The organism is Acinetobacter sp. YH16040_T, from assembly GCF_024605785.1.
GTDB classification, from domain to species: domain Bacteria; phylum Pseudomonadota; class Gammaproteobacteria; order Pseudomonadales; family Moraxellaceae; genus Acinetobacter; species Acinetobacter amyesii.
This window is the reverse complement of sequence record NZ_CP094541.1, coordinates 264,055-290,074: the sequence shown is the minus strand read 5'-3', so window position 1 is coordinate 290,074 and position 26,020 is coordinate 264,055. Positions and strand designations below refer to the sequence as shown.

23 protein-coding genes and 1 pseudogene are annotated in these 26,020 nt (G+C 41.6%); 7 read left to right on the top strand and 17 right to left on the bottom strand.

The annotated features are described in order from the left end of the window. Positions 1-6 precede the first annotated feature (6 nt). The 10 genes and pseudogenes from MST16_RS01405 to MST16_RS01360 form a co-directional block, all read right to left on the bottom strand. Positions 7-873, bottom strand: coding sequence for a type II secretion system protein N (locus MST16_RS01405; RefSeq protein ID WP_180012118.1), 867 nt, complete (start codon positions 871-873; stop codon positions 7-9). Then, positions 873-1,616, bottom strand: coding sequence for a type II secretion system protein N (gene gspN / locus MST16_RS01400; protein ID WP_180012120.1), 744 nt, complete (start codon positions 1,614-1,616; stop codon positions 873-875). The genes MST16_RS01405 and gspN overlap by 1 nt, the downstream gene beginning before the upstream one ends. A gap of 167 nt (positions 1,617-1,783) precedes the next feature. Next, entirely contained in the window at positions 1,784-2,110 is a 327-nt protein-coding gene (locus MST16_RS01395) for an H-NS family nucleoid-associated regulatory protein (protein ID WP_180007248.1), read from the bottom strand. A 142-nt stretch (positions 2,111-2,252) separates the two neighbouring features. Beyond that, on the bottom strand, positions 2,253-2,684 hold the full coding sequence (locus MST16_RS01390) for a thioesterase family protein (protein WP_180012122.1): 432 nt from the start codon (positions 2,682-2,684) through the stop codon (positions 2,253-2,255). A gap of 9 nt (positions 2,685-2,693) precedes the next feature. After that, positions 2,694-3,887 (bottom strand): heme biosynthesis protein HemY, encoded by a 1,194-nt coding sequence (locus MST16_RS01385; protein WP_180007025.1) that lies wholly within the window; start codon positions 3,885-3,887, stop codon positions 2,694-2,696. Positions 3,888-3,893: 6 nt separating this feature from the next. After that, positions 3,894-4,736 carry a hypothetical protein gene (locus MST16_RS01380; RefSeq protein ID WP_180012124.1) on the bottom strand — a complete coding sequence of 281 codons (843 nt, stop codon included), beginning with the start codon at positions 4,734-4,736 and terminating at the stop codon, positions 3,894-3,896. Further along, a complete protein-coding gene (locus MST16_RS01375) occupies positions 4,733-5,512 on the bottom strand; it encodes a uroporphyrinogen-III synthase (protein WP_180012126.1) in 780 nt (259 codons plus the stop codon). The genes MST16_RS01380 and MST16_RS01375 overlap by 4 nt, the downstream gene beginning before the upstream one ends. A 3-nt stretch (positions 5,513-5,515) precedes the next feature. Next, positions 5,516-6,433, bottom strand: a complete 918-nt coding sequence (gene hemC, locus MST16_RS01370) for a hydroxymethylbilane synthase (protein WP_218946203.1) — start codon at positions 6,431-6,433, stop codon at positions 5,516-5,518. Between the two features lie 95 nt (positions 6,434-6,528). Beyond that, entirely contained in the window at positions 6,529-7,269 is a 741-nt protein-coding gene (locus MST16_RS01365; protein WP_180012128.1) for a LytTR family DNA-binding domain-containing protein, read from the bottom strand. 53 nt (positions 7,270-7,322) lie between these two features. Beyond that, a pseudogene (locus MST16_RS01360) lies at positions 7,323-8,476 on the bottom strand (sensor histidine kinase). On the opposite strand from MST16_RS01360, the gene argH reads away from it, so the two are divergent. From argH to MST16_RS01345, 3 genes are all read left to right on the top strand, one after another. Beyond that, the gene (argH, locus tag MST16_RS01355; RefSeq protein WP_180007020.1) at positions 8,467-9,897 is read left to right on the top strand and encodes an argininosuccinate lyase; all 1,431 of its coding nucleotides are present in this window, start codon (positions 8,467-8,469) and stop codon (positions 9,895-9,897) included. The pseudogene MST16_RS01360 and the gene argH sit on opposite strands and share 10 nt — an antisense overlap. 27 nt (positions 9,898-9,924) lie before the next feature. Then, positions 9,925-10,194, top strand: a complete 270-nt coding sequence (locus tag MST16_RS01350; RefSeq protein WP_180007019.1) for an oxidative damage protection protein — start codon at positions 9,925-9,927, stop codon at positions 10,192-10,194. Between the two features lie 342 nt (positions 10,195-10,536). Continuing rightward, complete coding sequence (locus MST16_RS01345) at positions 10,537-11,688, top strand: IS4-like element ISAbe18 family transposase (RefSeq protein WP_104425765.1); 1,152 nt, start codon at positions 10,537-10,539, stop codon at positions 11,686-11,688. Between the two features lie 609 nt (positions 11,689-12,297). Here MST16_RS01345 and pgsA read toward each other — a convergent pair. The 3 genes from pgsA to uvrC form a co-directional block, all read right to left on the bottom strand. Further along, entirely contained in the window at positions 12,298-12,885 is a 588-nt protein-coding gene (gene pgsA / locus MST16_RS01340; RefSeq protein ID WP_078190467.1) for a CDP-diacylglycerol--glycerol-3-phosphate 3-phosphatidyltransferase, read from the bottom strand. A gap of 104 nt (positions 12,886-12,989) precedes the next feature. Then, positions 12,990-13,784, bottom strand: a complete 795-nt coding sequence (locus MST16_RS01335) for a thioesterase family protein (protein WP_180010639.1) — start codon at positions 13,782-13,784, stop codon at positions 12,990-12,992. A gap of 136 nt (positions 13,785-13,920) precedes the next feature. Next, positions 13,921-15,720: an excinuclease ABC subunit UvrC gene (gene uvrC, locus MST16_RS01330; RefSeq protein ID WP_180010641.1), complete on the bottom strand. Its 1,800-nt coding sequence runs from the start codon at positions 15,718-15,720 to the stop codon at positions 13,921-13,923. 178 nt (positions 15,721-15,898) lie between these two features. Here uvrC and MST16_RS01325 point away from each other — a divergent pair, with 178 nt between their 5' ends. After that, positions 15,899-16,945: an AAA family ATPase gene (locus MST16_RS01325; protein WP_180010555.1), complete on the top strand. Its 1,047-nt coding sequence runs from the start codon at positions 15,899-15,901 to the stop codon at positions 16,943-16,945. Positions 16,946-16,998: 53 nt separating this feature from the next. Here the strand turns inward: MST16_RS01325 and MST16_RS01320 are convergent, their stop codons facing one another. The 3 genes from MST16_RS01320 to lpxO form a co-directional block, all read right to left on the bottom strand. Further along, on the bottom strand, positions 16,999-17,412 hold the full coding sequence (locus MST16_RS01320) for a PH domain-containing protein (RefSeq protein ID WP_180010556.1): 414 nt from the start codon (positions 17,410-17,412) through the stop codon (positions 16,999-17,001). Positions 17,413-17,593: 181 nt separating this feature from the next. Continuing rightward, the gene (locus MST16_RS01315; RefSeq protein ID WP_180010557.1) at positions 17,594-18,676 is read right to left on the bottom strand and encodes a diguanylate cyclase domain-containing protein; all 1,083 of its coding nucleotides are present in this window, start codon (positions 18,674-18,676) and stop codon (positions 17,594-17,596) included. Between the two features lie 379 nt (positions 18,677-19,055). Next, complete coding sequence (lpxO, locus tag MST16_RS01310) at positions 19,056-19,970, bottom strand: lipid A hydroxylase LpxO (RefSeq protein WP_078190472.1); 915 nt, start codon at positions 19,968-19,970, stop codon at positions 19,056-19,058. A gap of 471 nt (positions 19,971-20,441) precedes the next feature. On the opposite strand from lpxO, the gene fadB reads away from it, so the two are divergent. From fadB to MST16_RS01295, 3 genes are all read left to right on the top strand, one after another. Further along, positions 20,442-22,595: a fatty acid oxidation complex subunit alpha FadB gene (gene fadB, locus MST16_RS01305; protein ID WP_180010559.1), complete on the top strand. Its 2,154-nt coding sequence runs from the start codon at positions 20,442-20,444 to the stop codon at positions 22,593-22,595. 12 nt (positions 22,596-22,607) lie between these two features. Next, complete coding sequence (fadA, locus tag MST16_RS01300) at positions 22,608-23,780, top strand: acetyl-CoA C-acyltransferase FadA (RefSeq protein WP_180010561.1); 1,173 nt, start codon at positions 22,608-22,610, stop codon at positions 23,778-23,780. A gap of 369 nt (positions 23,781-24,149) precedes the next feature. Continuing rightward, positions 24,150-24,869, top strand: coding sequence for a hypothetical protein (locus MST16_RS01295; RefSeq protein WP_168379007.1), 720 nt, complete (start codon positions 24,150-24,152; stop codon positions 24,867-24,869). A gap of 149 nt (positions 24,870-25,018) precedes the next feature. Here MST16_RS01295 and tehB read toward each other — a convergent pair whose 3' ends face one another. Beyond that, entirely contained in the window at positions 25,019-25,891 is an 873-nt protein-coding gene (gene tehB / locus MST16_RS01290) for an SAM-dependent methyltransferase TehB (RefSeq protein WP_180010563.1), read from the bottom strand. Positions 25,892-26,020: the final 129 nt, after the last annotated feature.

The following is a 26,020-nucleotide window of genomic DNA, read 5'->3' as shown; positions in this document are numbered from 1 at the left end:
ACATCACTAAAAATCCTGTTGTATGGTCATCACTTGATCACCACGTTTGACTTCAAGTTTCACCTGCCCTTCACGGCGGGCTTGTTCTAATAATTGCGCCTCAGATTGTCCTGCACCGACTGCCTGCCCATTTAAAGACATAATGCGGTCACCCGGTTGCAAACCCAATTTATTTCTCAAGGCAGCAGGTGTTCGATTTGAAATCTCAAACCCACCATTACCTGATGGATTCACCCCCATTTCCTGCAGATATTGCTCACGATTTTCTGTCATGCGTTGTACGGCCTGACCAATCGCGGACTGCGTCGTGCCTTGCCCTGAATTTGCAGGATTAGCTGCATTTTGCATGCTGTTATTTTGCAAAGATCCGCCTGATGTTGCATTGGCTGTAGGGACAATCGGTTGATCTAATCCGTTTTCAATACCTTGGAACGCTAATTCACGCCGTGCACCATTACCCTGCGTTAAAATCACCTTATCCCAATAAACTTCAGCCAGTTGATATGATGAACCTTGAATGGTTTCTCCAACCAAGTAGCGATCTGAACTCTCATTGACCTTAATCACTGCCGACGAGTAGCGACTTGGCTGTCCAACCACCACACCTTGTAACACCATATTTAACTGCGCGTCAGCTGCTGAACTGCGGTTTTCCTGAAACAAGGCAAAAGAGCTAATATTAGGAACTTGCGTTTGCTGTGAACCCAATTCAACTCGGTCTAACTGCATGGCTTGTGGCGGTGCAATCAATAACCAAAATAAAGCGGCTAACTTCCAGCACAGGTACAAAATTATTAAAGCCAAGACCACAGGTGCAAGTCGATCTGTTTGCTTCCAATTGATCTCGCGGATTTTTTCGAAATAGTCAGCCATCAGTTCACCCCACTCAATAGAGGTTGACGCGAACTAATCACATACGTATCTAATCCTGCCTTACCTTCATAGGAAGCAACATTCATCAAAAAGCGCTGGGTTAATTGCACATCCAACATGAGGTCTGGCTCAAGTGATAAATTCATCATCTTTTGTTCGCGTTGATCTCGAACATCAATCGACAATTTGCCATTATCATCTTTTAATTGAGCTAACATGGCAGGCACATTCATTGACTCTTGACGCTGTGCAAAGCTAAAGGATAAATCCCCACCTGCCCACTGCATCTCGCCTAATGACTGACTAAATCCCTGTTGTGGCTTATATTTAAACTGCACATCTTTTAATTGAATGGCATTCGTTGGCCATTGCCAATCGGCAAAACTTTTTAAAGTTTCAGGGGCAATTTGACCCTCTAAGTTTTTGATGCTGATACTTTTGCCAAAACCATACCCCATAACACCTTGCAGTTTGGTATTGCCACTATGAATTTCAACATTTGCACCCAAGCGTAATAAAATCAAGTCCCACGGGCGTGTGTTCCAGTTTAACGAGCCTTTCAAATTTCCTCGTGTCCAATCTGCTTGCCCATGCCAAATATTGCCACTGACGTTATGTAGCATTTGGTTATTTTTATAAAACTTTGTAATGAGCCACGCTGCTGGCACTTGCAGCATAACGAAAATTAAAAAACTGATCGCAGCAAAAATGAGCCACCGAATATTATTAGTTTTATTGATCATCCCACCACAACCGATCCATCAATTTTTTTCCATCATTTAAACATTTTTCTTTATAGACACATTATGCATACTTTTTCTGCATAGCCAATTCAAAGAGATAAAAAAACCAGGCATTTGCCTGGTTTAATTATCCTGAACTCAGGATATGACGATTTCATGAATTGTTCTTAAATTAAGAAGTCTTCTAGTTTCGCGCCTTTTTCTAACTCAGCCACTAACCAACGTGGTTGTTTACCACGACCAGTCCACGTGTCATCTGCATTGGTTTTGCTACGGTAACGTGGCTCAACCGCTTTACGCGTTGATTTTTTACGTTTGCTTAAACCAAATTCAAGAATTTGTTCAACGCTTAAATCTAAATTTTCTGCAATTTCAACAATACGGTTATACGCATCTTCAATCGCTTGATCTTTTTTAGATGCAATCAGTGCTTCAGCTTCTACTTGAAGCTTCTTTAACTCTTCAACTGATAAATTACTAATATCAGGCATAATCTTTAACTCCGAAATTTCATTTTAATAATGCTTATGAAAACTCGCTCATAATATTATAATAAAATTTTTATTCAATAAATAATTTTCATTTTACTACAATATTTTAACACGACTCCTTAAAATATATAAAGTTAAATTGTATTTAAATATTATTTCCCACTGAATTTTCTAAGGCTTTTATTTTGGTTTTAATATTTTCTGGAATAGAGGTTTTTTGCAGGGTCATTTTATCCACGCACACAATAACCGCATCGCCTGTTGCAACGATTTTTTGTTGCTGTTCACTCCATAATATATAACTCATACGAAATGCACTATTTCTTAATTCTTCAACGCGCGTTGCCACTTTTAAAATATCAGGATAAACCACGGGGCTTAAATATTTACATTGGCTTGAAGCCACAACCGTAATCACAGACTGATTAAATATATCCAACTGATCTAAATAACCAATCCGCGCACTTTCCATATAACGATAATAATGCACGTTATTTACATGACCAAAAGCATCCATATCCCCCCAAGCGACGTGTTGAGTATGAACCAATGAATATTGAGCTAAATCTTCTTGCATATAATGTCCTTATATTCGAATTTCCATAAAATTAGCATTATTTTCAAATATTAAATTTAATTGTTTGGTCAAATATTCCTGCTGATTTAAAGCTGACTTGATACGTAAATAACTCATTAATACATCATCTGGATATAATTCTAATAATGCATCCGCCTCAGCTTGGCGTTCTGTCGCTTGGTAAATATTCCATTTTGCAAAACTAAAAACAGGTAGTGCAGGATACTTTTCTTCCCAACGTTGAATCTGCTGTTCTACAGCCACATAGTCAGGGTTTTGCTTCAACATTTTTTGCTGGAACCACAAAAAGAACACTTCTTTGTTAAATTGCTGTTCAAGTAAATGAATAGCCAATTGCTCATGTTCCTGACTCATCTCTGGCATACGAGACAAGACTTTTAACCACAACACTTTGACCGCATATTTACGCTCTGTTATTTGATCTTGCAAATCCAAATAACGCTGCTTTAAATGCTGTAAGTCATCGACATCAGCTTGATCAAATGCAGATAATAATTGCTCCAACCAAGCTTGTTTTGTCAGCTCATCTAAATGCCCATAACGTGTCGAACGCAAATACAACCAAGGAAACTGCAACGCAAACATGCCCCATAGCGTGGTTAAACGCTGCTCATAGGCAGTGCTGACTTTTTGCAACCATGGCGATAATTCATGTTGATTCAAAAATTCGAGATGCGTTAAAGCCTTTTCACCCTCTTGTTGGGATAAATAAATTTCAATCCGTTGCAATTCTGCGAGTTCAAAAGCCATTGGATTGGTCTGAGTTAATGCATTTAATGCTGTTTCATATTGTTGCTGAATCCAATATAAACGCGCATCAATCACCCCTTTTAATAATCCAGACTCAGTAAAAGCTTGCTGAATAAAGTTTTTTTGATCTTGCGCAGCATTTAAAAGCCAAATGACAGCCAATTGTTCATAGGGATGCAGTTTATTAAAACTAAAGACTGTTTCAGATTTACGCTGCTCTCGACTTAAATAGCGTTTAACCGCATACCAAAGCATTTGCACGAACAAACTCAGTAGTGCCAGCAATAATGCTAAAAACCAAATATTGGATTGAACTTGCCATTCACGCCAGTATAAATAGACATAGCCTGCACCATGTCCAAAACTCAGCAAACTAATAATGGCAACAACCAATAAGCTAATAAATAAATAGGCCAATAAAATATGTTTCATAGTCGATTATCCTATGAGTGCCCGAGTATTTAATAGCGGTACAGAAATAACCGGAATGTCCTTTAATTGTTCTAGACGTTGGCGTATCGGTTTTAATGAAGCATCTGGCAATTGCTGCATAATTTGCATAATTTCAGTGATTTCTTGTTGAAATTGAGGATATTGTCCTTGATTTAAAACTTGCTGAGCCAAAATTAAACGTAACTGCATTTCTTTTAATACCAAGCTACGCTGCATTAATACGGGACTCGGTTGCTCGACCGATTCGACTTGAATCCATTTTTGCCAAAAAGAAAGACCCTTTTGCTGCTCTTTAGAACTATAGGGCTTTAATATTTCTTTTTCTAACAATTGATCGATCGATTGCAGGGTATTTTTCACTTTATCAGATTGCAACTGACGCTCTGTCACATATTGCTTTAAGGTCTCACGATCTTTTTGAATCACCTGATGCAAACTCATGCGAAGTGCAGGTGCCAAGCTCAACTGATCTAATTGTTGGTCTAATTGGTTTAATTTTTCCAAAGCGACAGCAAATTGTTGTTGCTGCATGGCAAATTCAACCAAATCAAGTTGCTGGCCCACAACCATCATTGGCTCAATGCTATGGGTTGCCTCAGCAGCAATCGAAGTATTCGATGTCGTTGCAGCCGCCATCTCGGTCGCTGTGCCGCTCAACCGGCGTTTCAAAGCCACGACCTGATCATTCAAACCTGCATTGCGCTGTTGCAATAAAGTTTGTTGTTGCATCAGTTCGGTTTGTTGAGCATTGACTTGAAATAGGTCAAAACTGAGTTTAGCCAACCAAAGTACTGCGGCAATGACCACGACGACAAACAACTTCTTCATGTATTTCCCTGCACGACCTGCACATGCTGCAATATGTGTGTCGCGTTTAAATCTTCGAGTTGAATAATTTTAAAATCTTTGTTCAGTGTTATACGACTTTGCTCAAGTAGCTCGAACAACCTTACACCTAAAACTAAAAAATGTGCATGACTCAGCACTGATAAATGCGACTGAATCAAGTCAAGCCAATTGAGCCAACTGGCCTCACTGGTGATCAACATACAATACGGAGATGACAACTGATGTTCAGAAATGAGTGTTTTTACTTTTTGAGTGGTCTCTTCCGGTAGATGGCGTTCGTATAGCACAAAATTAAGAATCTGAATGCCACGTGCTAGCAACTGCTGCATCATAAATTGACGACCACCTTCACCGCGCCAAAATGCAACGCAAGCCCCGGCCTCCAATTGTTCTAAATGGCTTAAAGTGAGCATTCCCTCCGAGGTTTCCACCTGCGGTACGACACTGTGAATGCCATAATCAGCCAGTTTTGCTGCGGTTGCGTCACCAACTGCAACCCATTGAATATGTTCGAGCTGCTCAAGTGAAATGCCTGCCTTACGCAAACCTTGCATACCAAAGGTGACCGCAGAGGGGCTCACCACAACCAATACATCCGCAGCACTCAACTGGGCATAGCACACTGCCAATGCTTCTGACCATGCCCGCGGCTTAAGCTCAAGTAATGGAAGCTCAGCCACAGCAACACCCGCAGAGCGCAGCGTCAAGCTAAGCTGCGCTGCACGATCTGTCGGACGTGTATTGATAAAAAGCATGTATTAATACAGTGCCTTTAAAATTTCACCGGCACCTTGGGCTAACAAGTCTTGGGCCAATTTGACACCGAGCTGTTCAGCCTGTTCGGGAAGACCTACTTGCTGTGCTTTCAACAAGGTTTGACCGTCAACACTACCGACTCGACCTTCCAAATGAATCTGACCATTTTCTAAGGTTGCATAACCTGCAATCGGTACTTGGCAGCCACCTTCTAGATATGCATTAAAAGCACGTTCTGCACGTACACAAGCATTGGTCTCTGCATGCATTAAGGGCAAAATTAAATCCAATACAGCTTGATCTTGGCTACGACATTCTAGGCCCAATGCACCTTGTCCAACTGCAGGTAAACTCACAACAGGCTCAAGAGTATGACGAATACGCTCTGCTAAGCCCAAACGCTTCAGCCCTGCACTCGCCAAAATAATCGCATCATAGTTACCCGCATCGAGTTTAGATAAACGCGTACCCACATTGCCACGCAGATCAATAATTTCAAGGTCTGGACGTTGTTTTAAAATTTGGCATTTGCGGCGCAAGCTCGACGTCCCCACCTTCGCACCCTGGGGTAAATCATCAAAACTGTTATAAGTATTTGAAACGAAAGCATCTAATGGGTCTTCACGCTCACAAATCACGGCCAAGCTTAAACCTTCAGGCAAAGCCATTGGCACATCTTTCATCGAATGAACTGCCAAGTCTGCACGACCATCCAACAACGCCGCTTCTAATTCTTTTACAAATAATCCTTTTCCCCCAATTTTGGCTAAAGGGGTATCTAGAATCTTGTCACCTTGGGTCACAAAGGTCACCAACTCAACTTTCAAATTTGCATGAAGTGCTTCTAAGCGTGCACGAATATGTTCCGCCTGCCAAAGTGCAAGCGGGCTTTGTCGAGTTGCGATCTTAAGGATATTCATAAATTTTAAAATACAGTCTATAGGGCTATTATTCTAAACTTAACTTGCTCAGTTGAAAATGCAAGCTTAATTCGCAATGTGCTTTGACCCTTGCCCTATAATTTTTGTATTCGCTCACGTAAATTTGGTAAATGTCGACGGCTGACCGCCAAACGCTCTTCTAAATCTCGACAACGCACCTGATATTGCCCTGAGCTTACGACTTCCAAACCATCTAAAAAGCTCACAGACACCAAGGCATTGCGATGAATGCGTATAAAGCGATCACCAAATTCATGCTCTAAATCCTTCAGCGTTTCATCAATAAGTACATTGCCATTTTTATGCCGAACAGTGACATATTTCTGATCTGCAAGAAAATAATAAATATTTTCCACAGGGACCAGTTCTACACCACGATAAGTCTTTGCCGCGATTTGATGGCGGCTGATTTTAATTTCGTCCATATTTTCTTTTTGTTTTATCGTGCTCAATTGAGCTTGGGTTAATTTAGTTAAATGATCTAAAACCTGCTGCAATTCCTGTTGCATAACCGGTTTTAGTAAATATCCCTCTGCATTCGACTTAAATGCATCAAGTGCATGATGATCATATGCAGTACAAAAAATAATAGCGGGCATGGGGTCTAATTCACGCAACAATTTAGCGCAAGTCAGCCCATCCATTTCAGGCATTTGTATATCTAGTAAGATGACATCAGGCTCGAGGCTTTGAGCCAAGTCAATCGCTTGTTGACCATGTGAGGCTTTCGCAACCACTTGATGTCCAAGTTGAGTGACTAAACGTGACAATCGCTCTACTGCTAGAGGCTCATCATCACAGATCAGGATGTCCATTTCTCCTCCTTATCTCGTTAACGTCATTTATTTTTATTGGTCAACTGAGATTTCTATTTATATTGATATTGCACCACAGTCGTATACATTCCCTCGCCTGCGTAGGTTTGAAAAGTGACATGCTGACCATAATATGCCTCAAGTCGCTGTTTCACATTTTCGATGGCAATACCATTCCCCTGACGTAATTTAATTGTATCCTGTGTATAAGGATTTGTAATAACGATATTAATTTGATTTTGTAATATTTCAATCAATATATTTATCGTACTCTTTGTCAAAATCTTTTCGACTCCATGAAAAATACTATTTTCTAATAAAGGTTGTAAAGTTAATAGTGGAATTTGTACTTGAGCGTACTGTTCAATGTCGGCCAGTTTCCACTCCACATTGAGCCGATCGCCCAATCGCATTTGTTCGATGGCCAAATAACGCTGACACAAATCGATCTCATCTTTGAGACTCACCAGTTTCAATTCTTGAAAACTCGCACGGAACAATCGAGATAAATTCAGTAGCATTTGCTCCGCTTTATCTGGGTCAATCGCAATCAAGCTAATCACATTGTTTAAGCTATTAAATAAAAAATGTGGATGAATCCGAGCTTGCATAGCCTGAATGCGTGAGTTTAATTCACTATGATGTTGTCGACCCCACTGTTCTCTTAAATATAAATATCGAAAACAAAATGCCCCAAGTAATACCCCATAGCTCAGATTTAAAACCACACTAGCAGTTAAAACATCTGCACTCAAACCAGCTAAACTGAAATTTTCACCAAAATAGATCAAAACATTTAAAATTAAGGTGGTGAATAACACCAAAGCTTGCAATAAAACAAACCCGCTAAACATGAGCATTTTCATGCTTAAACCACGCGTCTTGCTCTGCAAAAGCTCTGAAAATGCTGCAAATGCCAATAATATCCAGTTAATAAACAACACATGCTGCATGACACTGTAAACACTTAAGGCTTGCCACGATTGAGCTTGTGCCAAAGCCAAGACCAACGCCACAATATTGCCCGCAAGAAAAAGCTCCCACAAATAATGCCAACGGCCCATTTTTCTTGAAAATACAGAAATTGTCATAGGCCCAAACCTTGTCTAAAAGTTTGATCAACTTGCCCTTCGGCAACTGGGTTCGAATTTGCTATACTCTTGTTCAGTTCTATGCTTTTTATCTTATTGAGCCGACATGACCACATCTTCTAATTCCTCAAATCCGTCACAAGCCCAAACTTCAGGCATGTGGGGCGGTCGTTTTTCCGAAGCTACTGACGCTTTTGTTGCTGAATTTACAGCATCTGTACAGTTTGACCAACGCTTTTATAAACAAGATATTGCAGGTTCAATTGCACATGCAACCATGCTTGCAAAAGTTGGCGTTCTAACTGAACAAGAGCGTGACGATATTATTAATGGCTTAAACACTATTAAAGCAGAAATTGAAGCGGGTAACTTCGAATGGCGCATTGACCTAGAAGATGTGCACATGAATATTGAGTCACGCTTGACTCAACGTATCGGTATTACAGGTAAAAAACTACACACCGGTCGTAGTCGTAATGACCAAGTTGCAACCGATATCCGTCTGTATGTTCGCGACGAAATCGATGCGATTTTAGAATTATTGAAAAAATTACAAAAAGGCATCCTAGGCTTAGCGGCGAAAAATACCAATACCATCATGCCGGGCTTCACGCATTTACAAACTGCACAGCCAGTGACTTTTGGTCACCATTTAATGGCGTGGTTTGAAATGTTGGTACGTGACTCAGAGCGTTTAATCGACTGCCGTAAACGTACCAACCGTATGCCTTTAGGTTCTGCTGCACTTGCAGGAACAACCTACCCAATTGACCGTGCATTCACTGCCGAATTACTAGGTTTTGAAGCTGTCGCTGAAAACTCTTTAGACGCCGTATCTGACCGTGATTTTGGTATTGAATTCAATGCGGCAGCATCACTCATCATGATGCATTTATCACGCATGTCAGAAGAAATGATTCTTTGGACATCGGCTCAGTTCAAATTTGTGAACATCCCTGACCGTTTCTGCACTGGCTCTTCAATCATGCCGCAAAAGAAAAACCCAGACGTTCCTGAGTTGATCCGTGGTAAAACTGGCCGTGTATATGGTGACTTGATGAGCCTATTGACCCTGATGAAAGGTCAACCATTGGCATACAACAAAGACAACCAAGAAGATAAAGAACCACTATTCGATGCAATCGATACTGTTCGTGGCTCACTCATGGCATTTGCCGACATGATCCCTGCACTAGTGCCAAACATTGACATCATGCGTGAAGCAGCGCTGCGTGGCTTCTCAACTGCAACTGACCTTGCCGACTACCTCGTTAAAAATGGCGTAGCATTCCGTGATGCGCATGAAATTGTGGGTAAAGCGGTTGCCCTCGGTGTTCAAGAAGGCAAAGACCTTTCAGAATTAACCCTTGAGCAACTTCAACAGTTCTCTGACTTGATTCAGGCCGATGTCTTCAAAAAAGCTTTAACACTCGAAGCATCTGTCAATGCACGTAACCACATTGGTGGTACTGCACCTGCTCAAGTTGAAGCAGCAATTGAACGCGCGCACGCACGTTTAGAAAAACTTTACGCATAACTTTTTCAAGTTAAATGGAGTATTGATATGTCTCGACAAGTTTTTTGCCGTAAATATCAGGCTGAAATGGAAGGTTTAGACTTTGCACCATTCCCGGGTGCAAAGGGACAAGAATTGTTTGATACGATATCTAAACAAGCTTGGCAAGAATGGCTAAAACACCAAACCACGTTGATCAATGAAAAACGTTTAAACGTGTTTGAAGCTGACGCGAAAAAGTTCCTTGAAGAGCAACGTGAAAAATTCTTCAGCAATGATGAATCTTTAGAAAAAGCCGAAGGCCTAAAGCCTGAGTAAAACTTAAAGCATTGCTTTAAGTTTTACGCAAGACAAGCGAAGCGCGTAGTTTCAAATGTCATGAAGGAGTCCAAAGGGGCTCCTTTTTTTATACTCCGCCACGCCGCAAGACAAGCAGCTATGCTGCGCGTGGGCTTTAATTGAAAAGAATCTCCAAGTTTGGGGATTCTTTTTTACTACTCTACAAATGATGCAAGACAAGCGAAGCGCGTAGTTTCAAATGTCATAAAAGAGTCCAAAGGGGCCACTGCTGTCCCATAGTTTGCTTTAAATAAAAAAACCTGAGTCCTAACAGTTAAAATATGAGTGCAAACAAACACTTTAACGACCAGGATTCAGGTTTTGTCACATCAGAATACCGTATTTCATGAGCTAATTAAACCTGTTGTGCGACAGGATTTTGAACAACTTGCTAAAGTGCACCATGTTGGACAGAAATTTAGAGCGGCTTCCCGGTGGGATCAGTTTATTGCCATATTGATGTCTCAATTCTCTTGTAGGCAAAGTCTGAGAGATATTCAATCCAATTTGGAGTGCCAACAGGAAAAGCTAAGTCATCTCGGAGCAAAGTCTATTCCCCGAAGCACGCTGGCACGAATCAATGAGCAGCAGCCTGCTGCCTTGTATCAACAGCTATTTTACAAGTTGCTTAAATACTATGACCACTCAAAAGTCGCTCATAAGTTTCGCTTTAAGAATCCCTTGTATTCCTTGGATGCCAGTCATATTGACCTGTCGCTTTCCTTATGTGAATGGGCCAAAGTTCACGACTCAAAAGCCAGCATGAAACTCAGTATAGGATTGAATCACAGCAATGATATTCCTGAGTTTGTTGCAGTTGAAAATGGCAAAGAAAATGACATGGTACAAGGCCGCAAATTCCAGTTTCCTGCTGGCAGCATTGTAGTTTTTGATAAAGGCTATGTCGATTACCAATGGTATGCAAATCTGACTGCTCAAAACATTGGATTTGTCACACGTTTTAGGCCTAAATCTGTGTATCAGGTGATCCAGCAACATCCAGTGCTTGAATCCAAAGGTATTCTAAAAGATGAAACCATTCAGCTGAATAGCGCACATGCCCTAAAAAGAAAAGCCCCAGTGTTAAGAAGAATTGAATATAGAGATCAGCAAAGTGGCAAGCACTTTAGCTTTCTCAGCAATAACTTTCATTTAGCCGCCTCCACCATTGCGGCGATTTATAAAGATCGTTGGAAAGTTGAGCTGTTCTTTAAGGCGATTAAGCAGAATCTCAAATTAAAAGCGTTTCTAGGTCGCAGCAGGAACGCAATTCAGACACAAATCTGGATTGCGATGATCGCCTATTTATTGGTGAGTTTCGCTCAACATTTAGGAAAAACAGGTTGGACAGTTCAACGTTTACTCAGAATAATTCAAGTGAATTTGTTTGAAAGAAGAACTTTAAAAGCTTTATTTTCACCCGATAAAATACCCATAAAACAAGAGGAAGCTCAAATGAGCTTCCTCTTGTGAAAAATTGTGGGACAGCAGTGCCAAAGGGGCTCCTTTTATAAATTTAGAAGCACTGTTATTTTCACAAAACAAAGATGACGTCTGTGTAAGCTTTCATTGGGAAATGATCTTCATCATTGCTGGAATATCTTTTATCCATTGATCAATTTTATTTAAACTTAAATAAATGAATTTATTATTTAAATAATGTTAAATGTATTTTTATCATCACATATATCGATTTTCATTGTTTAAATCCAAACAAAACCTACCAAAATTACTGGCCAATTTGTATCAAAAATTCTTAATGTAAATTTGTGATACATTTCTCAATAAAATACAACATTACACTACAATAAACTCCATGTATTTCTAAATCTGCTTTCCTATAATAGCAATCAAGAAGATGGAAACATCTTCCATAATAGCGATAAGTAACCCCGATTTTCCTTCCCAGATTTCCCCCAAAATCTGGGAATTTTTTTATCCAAAATTTGCGCCAACGTCTCACATTTAACGTCAAGCTCTAATCAAATGAAGCGCTGTTCAAACTAGTCAAACCCTCAATTTTTTTAAAAACTCGGCAATAAAAAAGCCCCGATCACGGAGCTTTTAATAACTTACTTTAAATCAAGGTTGCTTTAAATACGGCCATGCGGCTTTTAAATAAATAAACATCGACCATAACGTTAAAACTACGGCTGTATAGAGCAATCCATACGCCAACATTTCTAACGGTTGCCAATTTAGCAAAAATACTGAGATCGCAATCATCTGAAATGCTGTTTTATATTTACCAACGGTTGAAACCGCAACACTGGTACGCGCGCCTAATTCAGCCATCCACTCACGTAGGGCAGACACCGTGATTTCACGTGAAATAATTACAATCGCTGCAAAGGCCATTGAAATGGTCGGTTGCCATTGCACCAAGACGATCAACGCAGTTGCGACCATCAGCTTATCTGCTACAGGATCGAGAAAACGTCCAAATGCTGAAGTCTGATTTAAACTTCTTGCAAGGTAGCCATCAAACCAGTCAGTGACAGCTGCGATCACAAAAATAGCAGTCAGCAATATATGACGTGACATGCTTGCGGCATGCTCACCCACGCCCATTGCAGGTGGCCAATACGCCACCAACAAAAACACAGGAATTAAAGCAATTCGTGCCAATGTTAAAATATTAGGAATATTCAGGATTCGACCTGTTGTCATAGACACCCCAGTTTTCCCCTCATGCACGATGAAAATGCAGAATAATTTGAGGATTTATCCATCGTTAGTTGCACTCACTTTATACGAAATGCCCCGCAGTGTCACTAGGCAAACACCGTAACAGTCTGTCGCGCAATCGCAATCAACTGGTCATTTTCATCCCATAAATGAGCATATTCCGTAGCGTAACCATCCGCTGCATAATCGGTAAATACTTTATATTTAAACCAATTATGCAAGCTTGATTGCAAGGGATGCACATAGGTTAATGTCCATGTTAAAGAACTCGCAGGCGCCATGGTTTTGTACATAGGCAGCACGCCGGGCGGCCACATATCCATCGAGACCATTAGGTCAGCAACAGTCATCTTACGGTTATCATGACGTTCTGGGTTAAAACGCATCCAACCACTAAAGTCAGGCTTTTGACTTGCTGTACATGGATACTGCCCATCTACCCAGACCAAATCCATTTGCTGAAAGCACTGGGGTGCAAGTGGATGATGTTCGGCAATCTTTAAGCTGCTCACTTCAGGAAAATCGGGTGCTTGACGCTCCTGATTGACGGCAATGCTTGATTCACGTGGAACACCAAAGCTCGCCAATAAAATGCTTTGTACGGCATCATCTTGCCAAAGTCGAACTTCGATAGTGGTGACGGATTTGCCCTGTCTTAAAATTTCAGCACTTAAACGCACGGGCGCCAATTGTACTGGCCCAACAAAGGTCACATTACAACTGAGTAAACGTCGCTGCGGATCGGCAATGGTGGCAACGGCTTTGTGCATCATCATGCCAGCCACTAAGCCGCCATAGATCGTACGTCCTTGCAACCATCCTTCTGGAATCTCAACCCATTCATTGTGTTCAATATGTTGATACAACTGTGCGAGTGACATCATCATCCCTGATCATATTTTTGATTTTTATATCATTGTATAAAAATCAAATGATGTGAATGATCAGTGACTCATGCGTCAATGAGCATTTTGGCAAATTCAGACTTGATGCGTCATCGATTGGGGCTAGTTCACTCTATTCATGCAGAATTTTATAAATGGTACGTGCCATCACATCGCCTAAGCCCGGCACTAGTTTTAAATCATTTTCAGAAGCTTTGAGTACCCCCTGAATGCCACCAAAATGGGTCAACAGATCCCGACGACGTTTTGGCCCTAAGCCCGGAATCACCTCAAGTACCGATGAGCCGCGCTTTTTATCTCGTTTCGCTCGGTGTTTGGTAATGGCAAATCGGTGGGCTTCATCACGAACCTGTTGAATCAAATGCAGGGCTTTATGGTCTTCGGGCAATTGAATTTTTTCACCATCGGTAAAGTGCAAAGTTTCCAAACCTGGTTTACGCCCCTCACCTTTGGACACCCCGACCATAAAGGCGTCAAGCTCGAGTTCTTGCATGACTTCCATCGCCATGTGTAATTGACCTTTACCCCCGTCAATTAATAGCAAATCGGGCAGCATATGCTTTTTATAGCGGCGGGTCAGCGCTTGACGCATTGCAGCATAATCATCGCCTTCGGTGATGTCATTGATGGAAAATTGGCGATAGTCGCGCTTTCTTGCACCTCCAGCATCAAAGACCACACAAGACGCGATGGTTGCCTCGCCCATGGTATGAGAAATATCAAAACACTCAATACTGTCAATTGGTCGCCCTACCACTTGTTCTAACTGATGAAAACGTTCATTCAATTCAAAATGATCAGCCAGTCTACCTTTAATCGCATGCTGCACATTCATTTGTGCAAGCTCTTGCCATTCGGCACGAGTTTCTCGCACTTTATGTTTGATTTGAATTTTTTTATCAAAGTGCTGATGTAGTGCATCTTCCATGTCTTTGCGATCTGGAATATCGACATTGATGATGAGTTCAGTTGGAATCTCATCTGCAACTTGAAAGTAGAAATTGGCAATGAAGTCCGAGAGCATTTGACCTAGATCATCACCCTGCATATCAGGGAAATAACTCTTTCCGCCGAGCATTTTGCCATTGCGCACATGCATGATTTGCACACAGGTCACACCGGCTTGATAAGCAATGGCAATGATATCAGCCTCACCTTTGACTTTATAAATCGCTTGCTGAGTTTGCACATCACGCAGCAGCGCCATACGATCACGATAAAACACCGCCTTTTCAAACTCGAGTGCTTCGGCCGCAGCTTCCATTTTCCCAATCAGCTCTTGATTAAGCTCTTTAGTGTCGCCTTGTAAAAACCGAATCGAGTTATTGACATCCTCTTTGTAATCTTCGGGTGAGATCAAACCCACACAAGGCGCGGAACAGCGTTTAATTTGGTATTGCAAGCATGGTCGTTTGCGCTGCGAAAAATAGCTATTTTCACACTGACGCACATTAAACAGTTTTTGCAGCACCACCAAAGTATCACGCGCGTTATAAGCACTCGGATAAGGCCCAAAAAACTTACCAGCTTGATGCTTACCTTTCCCACGTCCTGCGGCAATTCGTGGATAGGGTTTATCGGCAGAGATAAAAATATAAACATAAGACTTATCATCACGCAGCATGATGTTATACGGCGGACGATGCAACTTAATCAGGTTTTGTTCGAGCAATAGGGCTTCCGTTTCAGAACGCACCACCAAACTTTCAATATCATAAATACGGGCAACCAAAGCCTGCGTCTTGGGATGCTCAATGGTTTTCACAAAATAACTCGACACACGATTTTTTAAATTCTTTGCTTTACCCACGTACAGCAACTCACCGTCTTTACCCAGCATGCGGTAAACACCGGGTAGAGTCGTCATATTGGCAAGAATTTTTTCAATATGTTCGCGTGCGTTTTCGTTCACTTTTGCCTTGTTCCATCTTCGATATTGCTCTTTGACATGATGTGATGCTTTTACCTGCATTTTCAAGCAATCCCGCAAATTTATTGTTGCTCATAGCAATGATCTGATTGCTAAAATCTATTAATGCAAAATTCTAAATTTGCTATGCTCAAAACATCCCGCTTTAGGAACATGATGCATGACGAACGCCAATCCCGCCATCCATGTCGTACACCCGACAACTTCGACGCATAGCACTGCTGAAAAAAACCGTTTGATGGGTAAGCCGCGTTTTCATTTTGAACCGCATGACGTTATGCAACGCTTAAAGCAACGGATCATTGGACAAGAAGCAGCATTAGACGAAATTGAAAAAATGCTGCATGTGGTCAAGGCTGATTTTTCCAGTCCTGAACGACCGCTCTCCGTAACATTAATGCTTGGACCGACAGGTGTTGGTAAAACCGAAACTGTGCGTTTAATCAGTGAAGTGATTTATGGCCGACCTGATGCCTTTTGCCGTATTGATATGAACACACTCGCACAGGAACATTATGCGGCTGCCATTACTGGTGCGCCTCCGGGCTATGTCGGTTCTAAAGAAGGCCATAGTTTATTTGATGAAGTTGCCATAGCAGGTAGTCATACCCGACCGGGCATCGTGCTTTTTGATGAACTGGAAAAAGCATCAACCGAAGTTCTTCGCGGCTTAATGAATGTGCTTGATAGCGGAAAATTAACCTTAACCTCAGGTACAAAAACAATCGACTTTCGTAATTGTATGATCTTTATGACCAGCAATGTAGGTGCGCAAGCGGCACAGCAATATCTAGATAAGTTAAATTTTTTACCCGAAAAAATACAGAAGGTTTGTCTCAAACGCGTGCCGGTCAGCAGCATTATTGAAAAAGTCATGCAACGTAAATTCGACCCTGAATTCATTAACCGTATTGACCGTGTACTGCAATATCAACCCGTTCAAGATGATGCTTTACCTTGCTTGGTCGAAATTGAGCTGGAAAAACTTAATCAACGCCTACAGCATCAAAAACGCAGTATCAAACTCACAGATGCAGCCAAAGCACATTTTTATCAGAACCATGATATTCGTTATGGCGCACGACATTTAGCACGAAAAATGCGGGTCGAGCTTGAGCCTATTTTGGCGGTGTATTTTTTGAATCATCCCGAACAAACTAAAATACACCTAGATGCACAACTTGGACAATTGGTTATTATTAAATAATTCACTGGTCTTTAAAAGGCATGCTCACATACCTTTATTCAGCATTCTTATATTTATTGGATTGGAACACCAATCGCTTTAGCAAAAGCTTGCGGATCTTTCGGTGAAACCATGACGAATTTGCGTTGTCCATTCTGTATATATTCAATTTTTAAACGTTTAATGGAAAGCGCAGGTGCCGCAGACAAATCCTGACTTGCACTGATGCGTTGGATATCCTGCAAAGGAATCTGCCAACGTAGAAACATGCTACGGATATTTAATTCTGTAGCGGAAATTTGATAACGTGTATTGAGTATTGGCCACCACAGCAGTAACACCGTCAAAATATACACCGCGGTATGAAGAGGATATTGCTGCATCGTACCTTTGGCTTGCATGGTGAGTAATAATTGAATGAGCAAGCCACTCATACAAATAATAAATGCCACCACCCACCAATCTTTTTTTGAACGAAAAACTTGCATCTTATCCCCCATCAACTGCTTTTATTCTATACAAGATTTTGCAGGATGCATCTGCTATTTCAGCTTTTATTTTTGCAGGAAATAAGCGTATTTATCACATTATTTTCAAGAATATGGAGAACCATTTCGCTCAAGTACCGCTATTCATCTATTGTTATTTTTGGCGTTCTTTACGCTCGAATCACGCTTCTTTCGATATAGGTTGTTCCTGCAAACGTTTATAATTCTTTTTCTCTTGATACATTTTAGCATCGGCTTGTTGTACCAAACTCATGACATCTATATAGCCTTGCTGATGGTCTGTTTGACACAGCCCAATACTTAAACTTAAGCCTGCTTCCATTTCAGCCACCGCTTCTAATAAACGCGGGATAAAACTCGCTTCCACATGCTTTTCACTACATCCCGGCAAGACCAAACAAAATTCGTCTCCGCCATAACGGAAGCAATGATCATCTAAACGTGCAACCGACTTTATGGCCGCAGCAACCGTTTGTAGTACCTGATCTCCACGTGGATGACCTTGTTCATCATTGATCTTTTTAAAATCATTGATATCAATAAACACTACTGTTACGGGTTCATGATTACGCTGTGCGGTATATAAAATACTGGTCAATAAGGTCGATAAATGCCGGACATTTAACAGTCCTGTTAATGGATCGCGCTGTGAAAGTTCTTCCATTTCTTGTGCACGAAACTCTAGCGCATGCGCATACTGTTCCATTTTTTCACGGGAGATCTTCACCTCATTAATCAAACTCCACACATAAGTTTCCACCACCAATGTAGTATCGAACATAAAGAGCTTTTCCAAGGTGTTAATAATCCGCTGATATTGTTCCGTATCATTAAAGGTTCGCTGAATTAAGCGAAACAACATGGTCTTTAGGGTATGCACCGCAGAGAGATACAACTTCGGCTCTACACCTATGCGCTTATGAACCAAACCAATCCGTAAACGGTTATTCACATACGCGCTGTCATAGCGCCCGGAAAATAAGTCCAATAAATATTGGTGCTGCGCGCGTTGCAAACGCTTCAAGGTATCAAGATCACCAATCAATGTTGCAATTTCTGGAATTGAGGTCTGATTTTCATAAAATTCATCGACCATACTGTCGAGTATAGGCGCCACAATCCCACCAATCGAAGCCAGTTCCGCCAGCTCTAAATCAGTCAAGCCAAGCAACTGTTTACGTCGTTCTATATCTTGCATCGAAATATGCATTTGATGCATCAATGTTTGGTTGGTTGCTTTCATGAACGGATCCCCTTCCCGCCAAATCCCTCCCTTCAGGCGTTTACACAGGGTTTCTATGCAGTAGGTCTTCATGCCTGCATGCAAAGCTTCCACCGCTCACCTTTGGGTTTTGGCTATCATTGATGATGACGCTTTTCTTTCAGCTCAACGGTTTTGCATGGGCTTAAGTTCGGACGTCAACATCATATTCCTCGTCTATTGGCTCATTTTTTCTGGCTTATTCTGATTCTGGCTTATTTTGGCTAACACGATTCCTGTATTTAGCTGATTTGCTCTGCATAATTATTTTTATTCTGCTTCCACGATAACTGATATTTCACTGACTGTCAGCATAAAAAAACGCCCCTAAGGGCGCATTTTTTCGATATTTATTCCACTTTTAAAATAAATATGGACGTACAAAAATCAGGAAGAACAGCCCCAACATCAGGAACCACTTTAAAAAGTAATACAGTGAACGATTGGTTTTTTTCAAGGCTTTGGCTTTTATGCGAATTTGATAGACATAGCCAAATACTTTATTTAAACCACCTGTTTTATCACCGCTTTCATTCGGTGAACTTGCAGCAGTCATGACATTTTTACCAAACCAATGGTTAAAAGCTTCCATCCACTTTGACTTTAATGGCCGTTCAACATCTGCAAAGAAAATGATCCGGTTCTGATCCGTTTTATTTTCAGCATAGTGAATATAAGTTTCATCAAACACCACACTCTCGCCGTCACGCCATGAGTACCGCTGACCATCGACATCAATAAAACAACGGTCATCATTGGGCGTCAGTAAGCCCAAGTGATAACGCAATGAACCAGCATAGGGATCTCGATGACGGACTAAACGACTGTCTGGCGCCAACTCAGTAAACATCGCGGCTTTAATAGTGGGTAAATTTTTTAACAAGGCCGTAGTTTTTGGGCAAAGTTCAGCAGCCGAAGGATGGGCTGAGTCATACCATTTTAAATAAAAGCGTTTCCAACCTGTTTTAAAGAACGAGTTAAATCCAAGATCATCATAAGTACTCGATGCTTTGATGCCCCCTTTTTCATACAAGGCCTTGGCTTCATCACGAATCATTTCCCAGTTTTCATCTAAGACTTTTAAATCTTTAAAATGCTGCGTGTCGATATAGGGTTGACTCGGCACTTTTGAAAACATGTACATGAGAAAATTGATCGGTGCGAGCAATGTCGAATGATCAAAAAACTGACGATAAAATGAATGACGGACTTTACCGCGTTGCTGAATATAAAACGCAGAAATGACAAAGACCGCCAGGATAATCCACTTAATCATATGAGGACCTGGTGCTAATAAGCATTGTGCTTAATGAAAAATTAACTTTTGAGAACGCGGCGAGTATAGCATAGTGCTCAGTGATGCCTAAATAAGCAGCATAGAACACTGTGTCTCAGCAAAGATGGACGACAATGTTAAAAGTGAATTGACCATTCTGCCGAAAAATACACTTGCTTTTTTATTGAATTTTTCTTTTGCATCTCAATCTATAGCTTACATTTATAAAAAAATGTGAACTGAAACATAAGCTTCAACATATTTAATTAGAGCGATAGCGATTAAAGGCAGATCCAAAGTCTATTTCCAAAAGAAATTTTGATGACCCTAGCGTCACGGCTTGATACAACTTGTTATGTTCTTTTTAGATATAGTTATCGTAAGATTAGCGAGGCATAAAGTGTACGCAGGAACCGCGTACTCGCTTCACAACATCAACTTAGAAGTCCTCCAAAATAAAGGAGATCAGGCATGATCCACGCTGGCAATGCCATTACCGTCCAAATGCTTTCGGACGGAATTGCAGAATTCCGCTTTGACTTACAAGGTGAGTCGGTCAACAAATTTAACCGCGCAACAATTGAAGATTTTAAAGCTGCAATTGACGCTGTTAAAGCAAACGGTGACATCAAAGGTTTAATCGTTACTTCAGGTAAATCTACATTTATCGTGGGTGCAGATATCACTGAATTCGGTGACAACTTCGCTCAAGGCGAACAAGCGATTGTGGATTGGGCATTGCCTGTTCACGACATCTTCAATGCGTTTGAAGATCTAAACGTTCCTAAAGTTGCTGCAATCAATGGTATGGCATTGGGCGGCGGTTTTGAAATGTGCTTAGTGTGTGACTATCGTGTGATGTCAGATGCTGCACAAGTTGGCCTTCCAGAAATCAAACTGGGTATCTACCCTGGTTTTGGTGGTACGGTTCGTTTAAGCCGCGTGATTGGTATCGACAATGCGGTTGAATGGATGGCAATGGCTGCACCGAAAAAGCCGGCTGCTGCGCTCAAAGACGGTGCTGTTGATGCAGTTGTTGCTGCAGACAAACTACAAGACGCTGCAATTGACCTTGTAAAACAAGCGATTGCTGGCCGTGTAGACTGGAAAGCAAAACGTCAAGAAAAATTAGATCCTGTTAAATTGAACATGCTTGAACAAATGATGGCATTCAATACAGCGAAAGGTGCAGTTCTTGCAAAAGCAAATCCTGCTCAATACCCAGCGCCAAAACTTCTTTTAGACTCATTACAAGCAGGTGCAAGCCTTCCACGTGATGAAGCATTGAAAATCGAAGCGCAAGGTTTTGCTAAAGCGGCTGTAACTCCACAAGCAGGTGCGTTAATTGGTTTATTCCTTAACGACCAAATTGTGAAGAAAACTTCGAAGAAATATGAAAAAGGTGCGCACCCTGTCAACCAAGCCGCTGTATTAGGCGCGGGTATCATGGGTGGTGGTATTGCTTACCAAGCGGCAAGCAAAGGCACACCAATCATCATGAAAGACATTGGTAACCCACAACTTGCTTTAGGTATGAAAGAAGCAAATGGCTTACTGACCAAACAAGTTGAACGTAAGAAGATGAAACCTGCTCAAATGGGTGAAACTCTTGCTCGCATCCGTCCTACATTAAGCTATGACGAATTCAAAGAAGTGGACATCGTGATTGAGGCAGTAACAGAGAACCCGAAAGTTAAGGGTATCGTACTTGCTGAAACTGAGAAAAATGTTCGTGAAAACACGATCATTGCGTCTAACACATCAACCATTTCAATCACACGTTTGGCTGAAAACCTACAACGTCCTGAAAACTTCGTAGGTATGCACTTCTTTAACCCAGTTCACATGATGCCATTGGTAGAAGTGATCCGTGGTGAGAAAACATCTGCTGAGGCAATCGCAACGACTGTAGTTCTTGCTCAGAAAATGGGTAAAACACCAATCGTGGTTAACGACTGCCCAGGCTTCTTGGTGAACCGCGTATTGTTCCCTTACTTTGGTGCATTTGACCTTCTATTGAAAGACGGTGCTGACTTCCAACAAGTCGACAAAGTCATGGAAAAATTCGGCTGGCCAATGGGTCCTGCTTACCTCATCGACGTTGTGGGTATCGACACAGGCGTACACGGTGCGGAAGTAATGGCAGAAGGTTTCCCTGACCGCATGAAGCCAGACTACAAAGGCGCAACTTTAACCATGTACGAAAACAAACGTCTTGGTCAAAAGAACGACGTTGGTTTCTACAAATACGAACTTGACCGTAAAGGTAAGAAAGCCAAAGTGGTTGATCCTGTGGCTTACGAACTTGTGGCTTCTGTTGCAACTGCGGAAAAACGTGAATTTGACGCTCAAGAAATCATTGACCGTATGATGCTGACTTTCTGTAACGAAACTGTTCGTTGCCTAGAAGACAACATCGTAGCGACTGCTGCTGAAGCAGATATGGCGATGATCATGGGTGTAGGTTTCCCTCCATTCCGTGGTGGTCCATGCCGTTACATCGACCAAACAGGTGTCGCTGAATACGTAGCGCTTTGCGACAAATATGCGTATTTAGGTAAGGCTTATGAAGCGCCACAAATGTTGCGTGACATGGCTGCTAACAACAAAAAATTCTACGGTTAAGGAGCAACGTGAATGGCTACTTTAAATCCACGTGACGTTGTCATCGTTGATGGCGTACGTTCAGCAATGGGTAAAACCAAAAATGGTATGTTCCGTAACGTACGTGCTGACAGCTTATCTGCTGAATTAGTACGCGCGCTTGTTGCTCGTAACCAGTTTGATACCAATGAAGTTGAAGACGTTATCTGGGGCTGTGTAAACCAAACCCTAGAGCAAGGTATGAACATTGGTCGTAACATTGCATTGTTAGCAGACCTACCACGTACTGTTGCAGGTCAAACAGTGAACCGTCTTTGTGGTTCTTCTATGCAAGCAATCCACACAGCGGCTGCGCAAATTGCAACCAACCAAGGTGATATCTTCATCATTGGTGGTGTAGAACACATGGGTCACGTTGGCATGATGCACGGCATCGACATCAACCCTGAAGCGTCTAAGCACTATGCAAAAGCATCTAACATGATGGGCTTAACGGCTGAAATGTTAGGTCGTATGAACGGTATTTCTCGTGAAGAACAAGATGCGTTTGGTGTTGAATCACACCGCCGTGCTTGGGCTGCAACACAAGAAGGTCGTTTCAAAAATGAAATCGTGGGCGTTGAAGGTCACGATGCAAATGGCTTCAAAATTCTGTGCGATATTGATGAAGTGATTCGTCCTGATGCAAACCTTGAAGCATTCCAAGCTTTACGTCCAGTATTCGATCCGAAAGGCGGTACAGTAACTGCTGCAACATCTTCAGCGTTGTCTGATGGTGCGTCTGCAATGTTGCTGATGTCTGCTGAACGTGCTCAAGCTTTAGGTCTTAAGCCACGTGCTGTGATCCGCTCTATGGCAGTTGCAGGCTGTGATGCTGCGATCATGGGTTATGGTCCTGTACCAGCAACGCAAAAAGCACTTAAACGTGCTGGCTTATCGATTGCTGATATTCAAACTTTTGAATTGAACGAAGCGTTCGCAGCACAAGGTTTGTCTGTTCTTAAAGGCTTAGGCATTTATGATCAACAAGACCGTGTGAACTTGAACGGTGGTGCAATTGCATTGGGTCACCCATTGGGTTGTTCTGGTGCGCGTATCACAACAACATTGTTGAACGTAATGGAACAGCAAGATACGCAAATCGGTCTTGCGACTATGTGTATCGGTTTGGGTCAAGGTATCGCGACCATTATCGAACGTGTTTAATTTTTAATTAAATACTGAGATAAAAGAAACCCCGTTTAGTGCGGGGTTTTTTATTTGTTAACTAAACTCGCATGAATAATACTAGAAGCCCCTTCTCCCTCTGGGGTGAGCAGCATGCACCACAAGAGGATGAGGGGAAATTTTTCATATAAATCCTATCCCTGAGCGGTATTCTGCGCAAGTCTCCTTAAAAGGAGAGGGAAATTTCATAGTGCAATAAATTTTGTTCAAAAATCTTCAACAAAAAACCGTGCTAAACAAACCGTAAAAACGCCTCAGCATATTTTTAAAGTTAATACGTTAATTCTCGATTTTCAGCGATTTTTGAATTATGGTAAGGCCTGAACCAAAACTTAAATATGCATAATAATGATAAATAAACGACTTCACTACCTCTTAAAGATGAGCTGCCTAAGCACTTTTATTTTTCTTACAGCTTGCGTTACAAATAATCAAATCGGTGAACTCTCCCGTGATCTGTTTCAAAAATACGAAACAAAATATGCATGGAGAACAATCCTTGAAGATGATGTGATCGCATTTGGCAAACCCGCTAAAGCAATACCCAATGAACCAATCGATAGCATCGTAGTCGCAGGCAATAAATACAGCTATGTGATTAATAAAGGCGGTGCTGATTTTATTCAACTGATTAGCCAACTCAATCCACAATATATTCGTCTCCATCGAGAACTTGACTTTAATTCTCCGAGCCCGAACAGCACTAAATTTAGCGGAAGCTTTAAATTTTATTATGCGCCTCCCAATGGAACACTAAGTCCTACGGAAAGGGCATTATTCAACCAATATGGCGTAGCACCATGTGATTGTTCAAAGGCAGAACAGCAAGATCATCTCTTTAACTTAGAAATTGCAGGTACGGTTTACCCAAAAGTTGCGAATGCCGCAGATTTAAAGCCCTTAAGCCATCCCTATAAGATCCGTATCCAGCATTACGAAGACCAAAGTGGCTATGTCAAAAAGTCAGGGCAGGAAAAATTGGCAGAATTACCACTATTGCCTTTAACACTCACAATCGACATCATTCAATTGCCTTTAAAAGCTTTGGGCTTTATTTATCAGCCTTAAATCAGAGTAGGATCATATTCAATTGGTTGAATTTTCTAAGTACACATACACCCTGACTAGCTCAAAAATGGTTCCCTTTTTCCAATTTAAGTAAAGTAAGTGTTGAGTTGATCCCCATCCCTTCAACTCAACATCCTACAATTCTAAGCTTAAATTTTCTGCGCCAACAAAGTCGCAAAATGCTGTTTAATCCGCTGCCCTTCTGAATCCACCCGATGCAGCTCCCCGACATTTTCATTGTATTTCACAATGTTCCAGCCCTCATACAAGGCACTTAATTCCCCTGCTTTAAAGCTGAATGGAAAGTCAGACTGCGCAGGAATATCAGGCGTATCCATAGCGCAAACTATCAGGTTATAGCCATTTACACTTGTCGCTTGCTGCATCTGCTGAATCAGTGGCTTCACTGTCTTGGCCTCTAAAAACATCATCACCACGGTACAGCAAATAAAATCATATTTCCCCGTAATGCTTTGGTCTGCATTTAAATCACGCTGCTGTACATGAATATTTTCAATACCTTCCGCAGCGATCACCTCTTGCAGCTTGTGCAAACTGTGTGGATTGACATCCCATGCATCCACCTCAAAGCGCTGCTCAGACAGCTGACTTAAGTACAGCGAATTACGCCCCTGCCCACAGCCGACATCCAAAGCACGACCACCTTGCAAATATGGTGTTGCTGCCAAAATCTCTGAATGTGTTGCGCTGAGTTGATATTTCTTATAAAAATAGTCCTGTACTAAGCAATAAAAACTCAACTGACATTGCACATCGTCACTCGCAGACACAATTTTGTGCCACGCCTGCGGCTCAATAAACGGCGGTGGCTGATCTGGGCTAAATACATGCGTCGAGAGGATATTTCCTGACGCATCCAGCATGGCAAAGTTCACTTCACCTTGCAGTACGGTGAGTTTTGCCCATGTGCCTGCTTTGGTATTGTGCTGTTGTTTAAAACCTTGTGGAATCGACTGCTGCGTCCACACAGGGAGCTGTTTATAACAAATAAGCTGCTGCATCTGTAGTTATCCCTCATGCGACTTTATTTTTATGCCATACCAATGGCGGAAATGTATATTCACCATAACGGCTTTAATAGTGATTTTAAATCAGCTTTAAATTGAAAATTTCGAATGCTGTGCAATGCA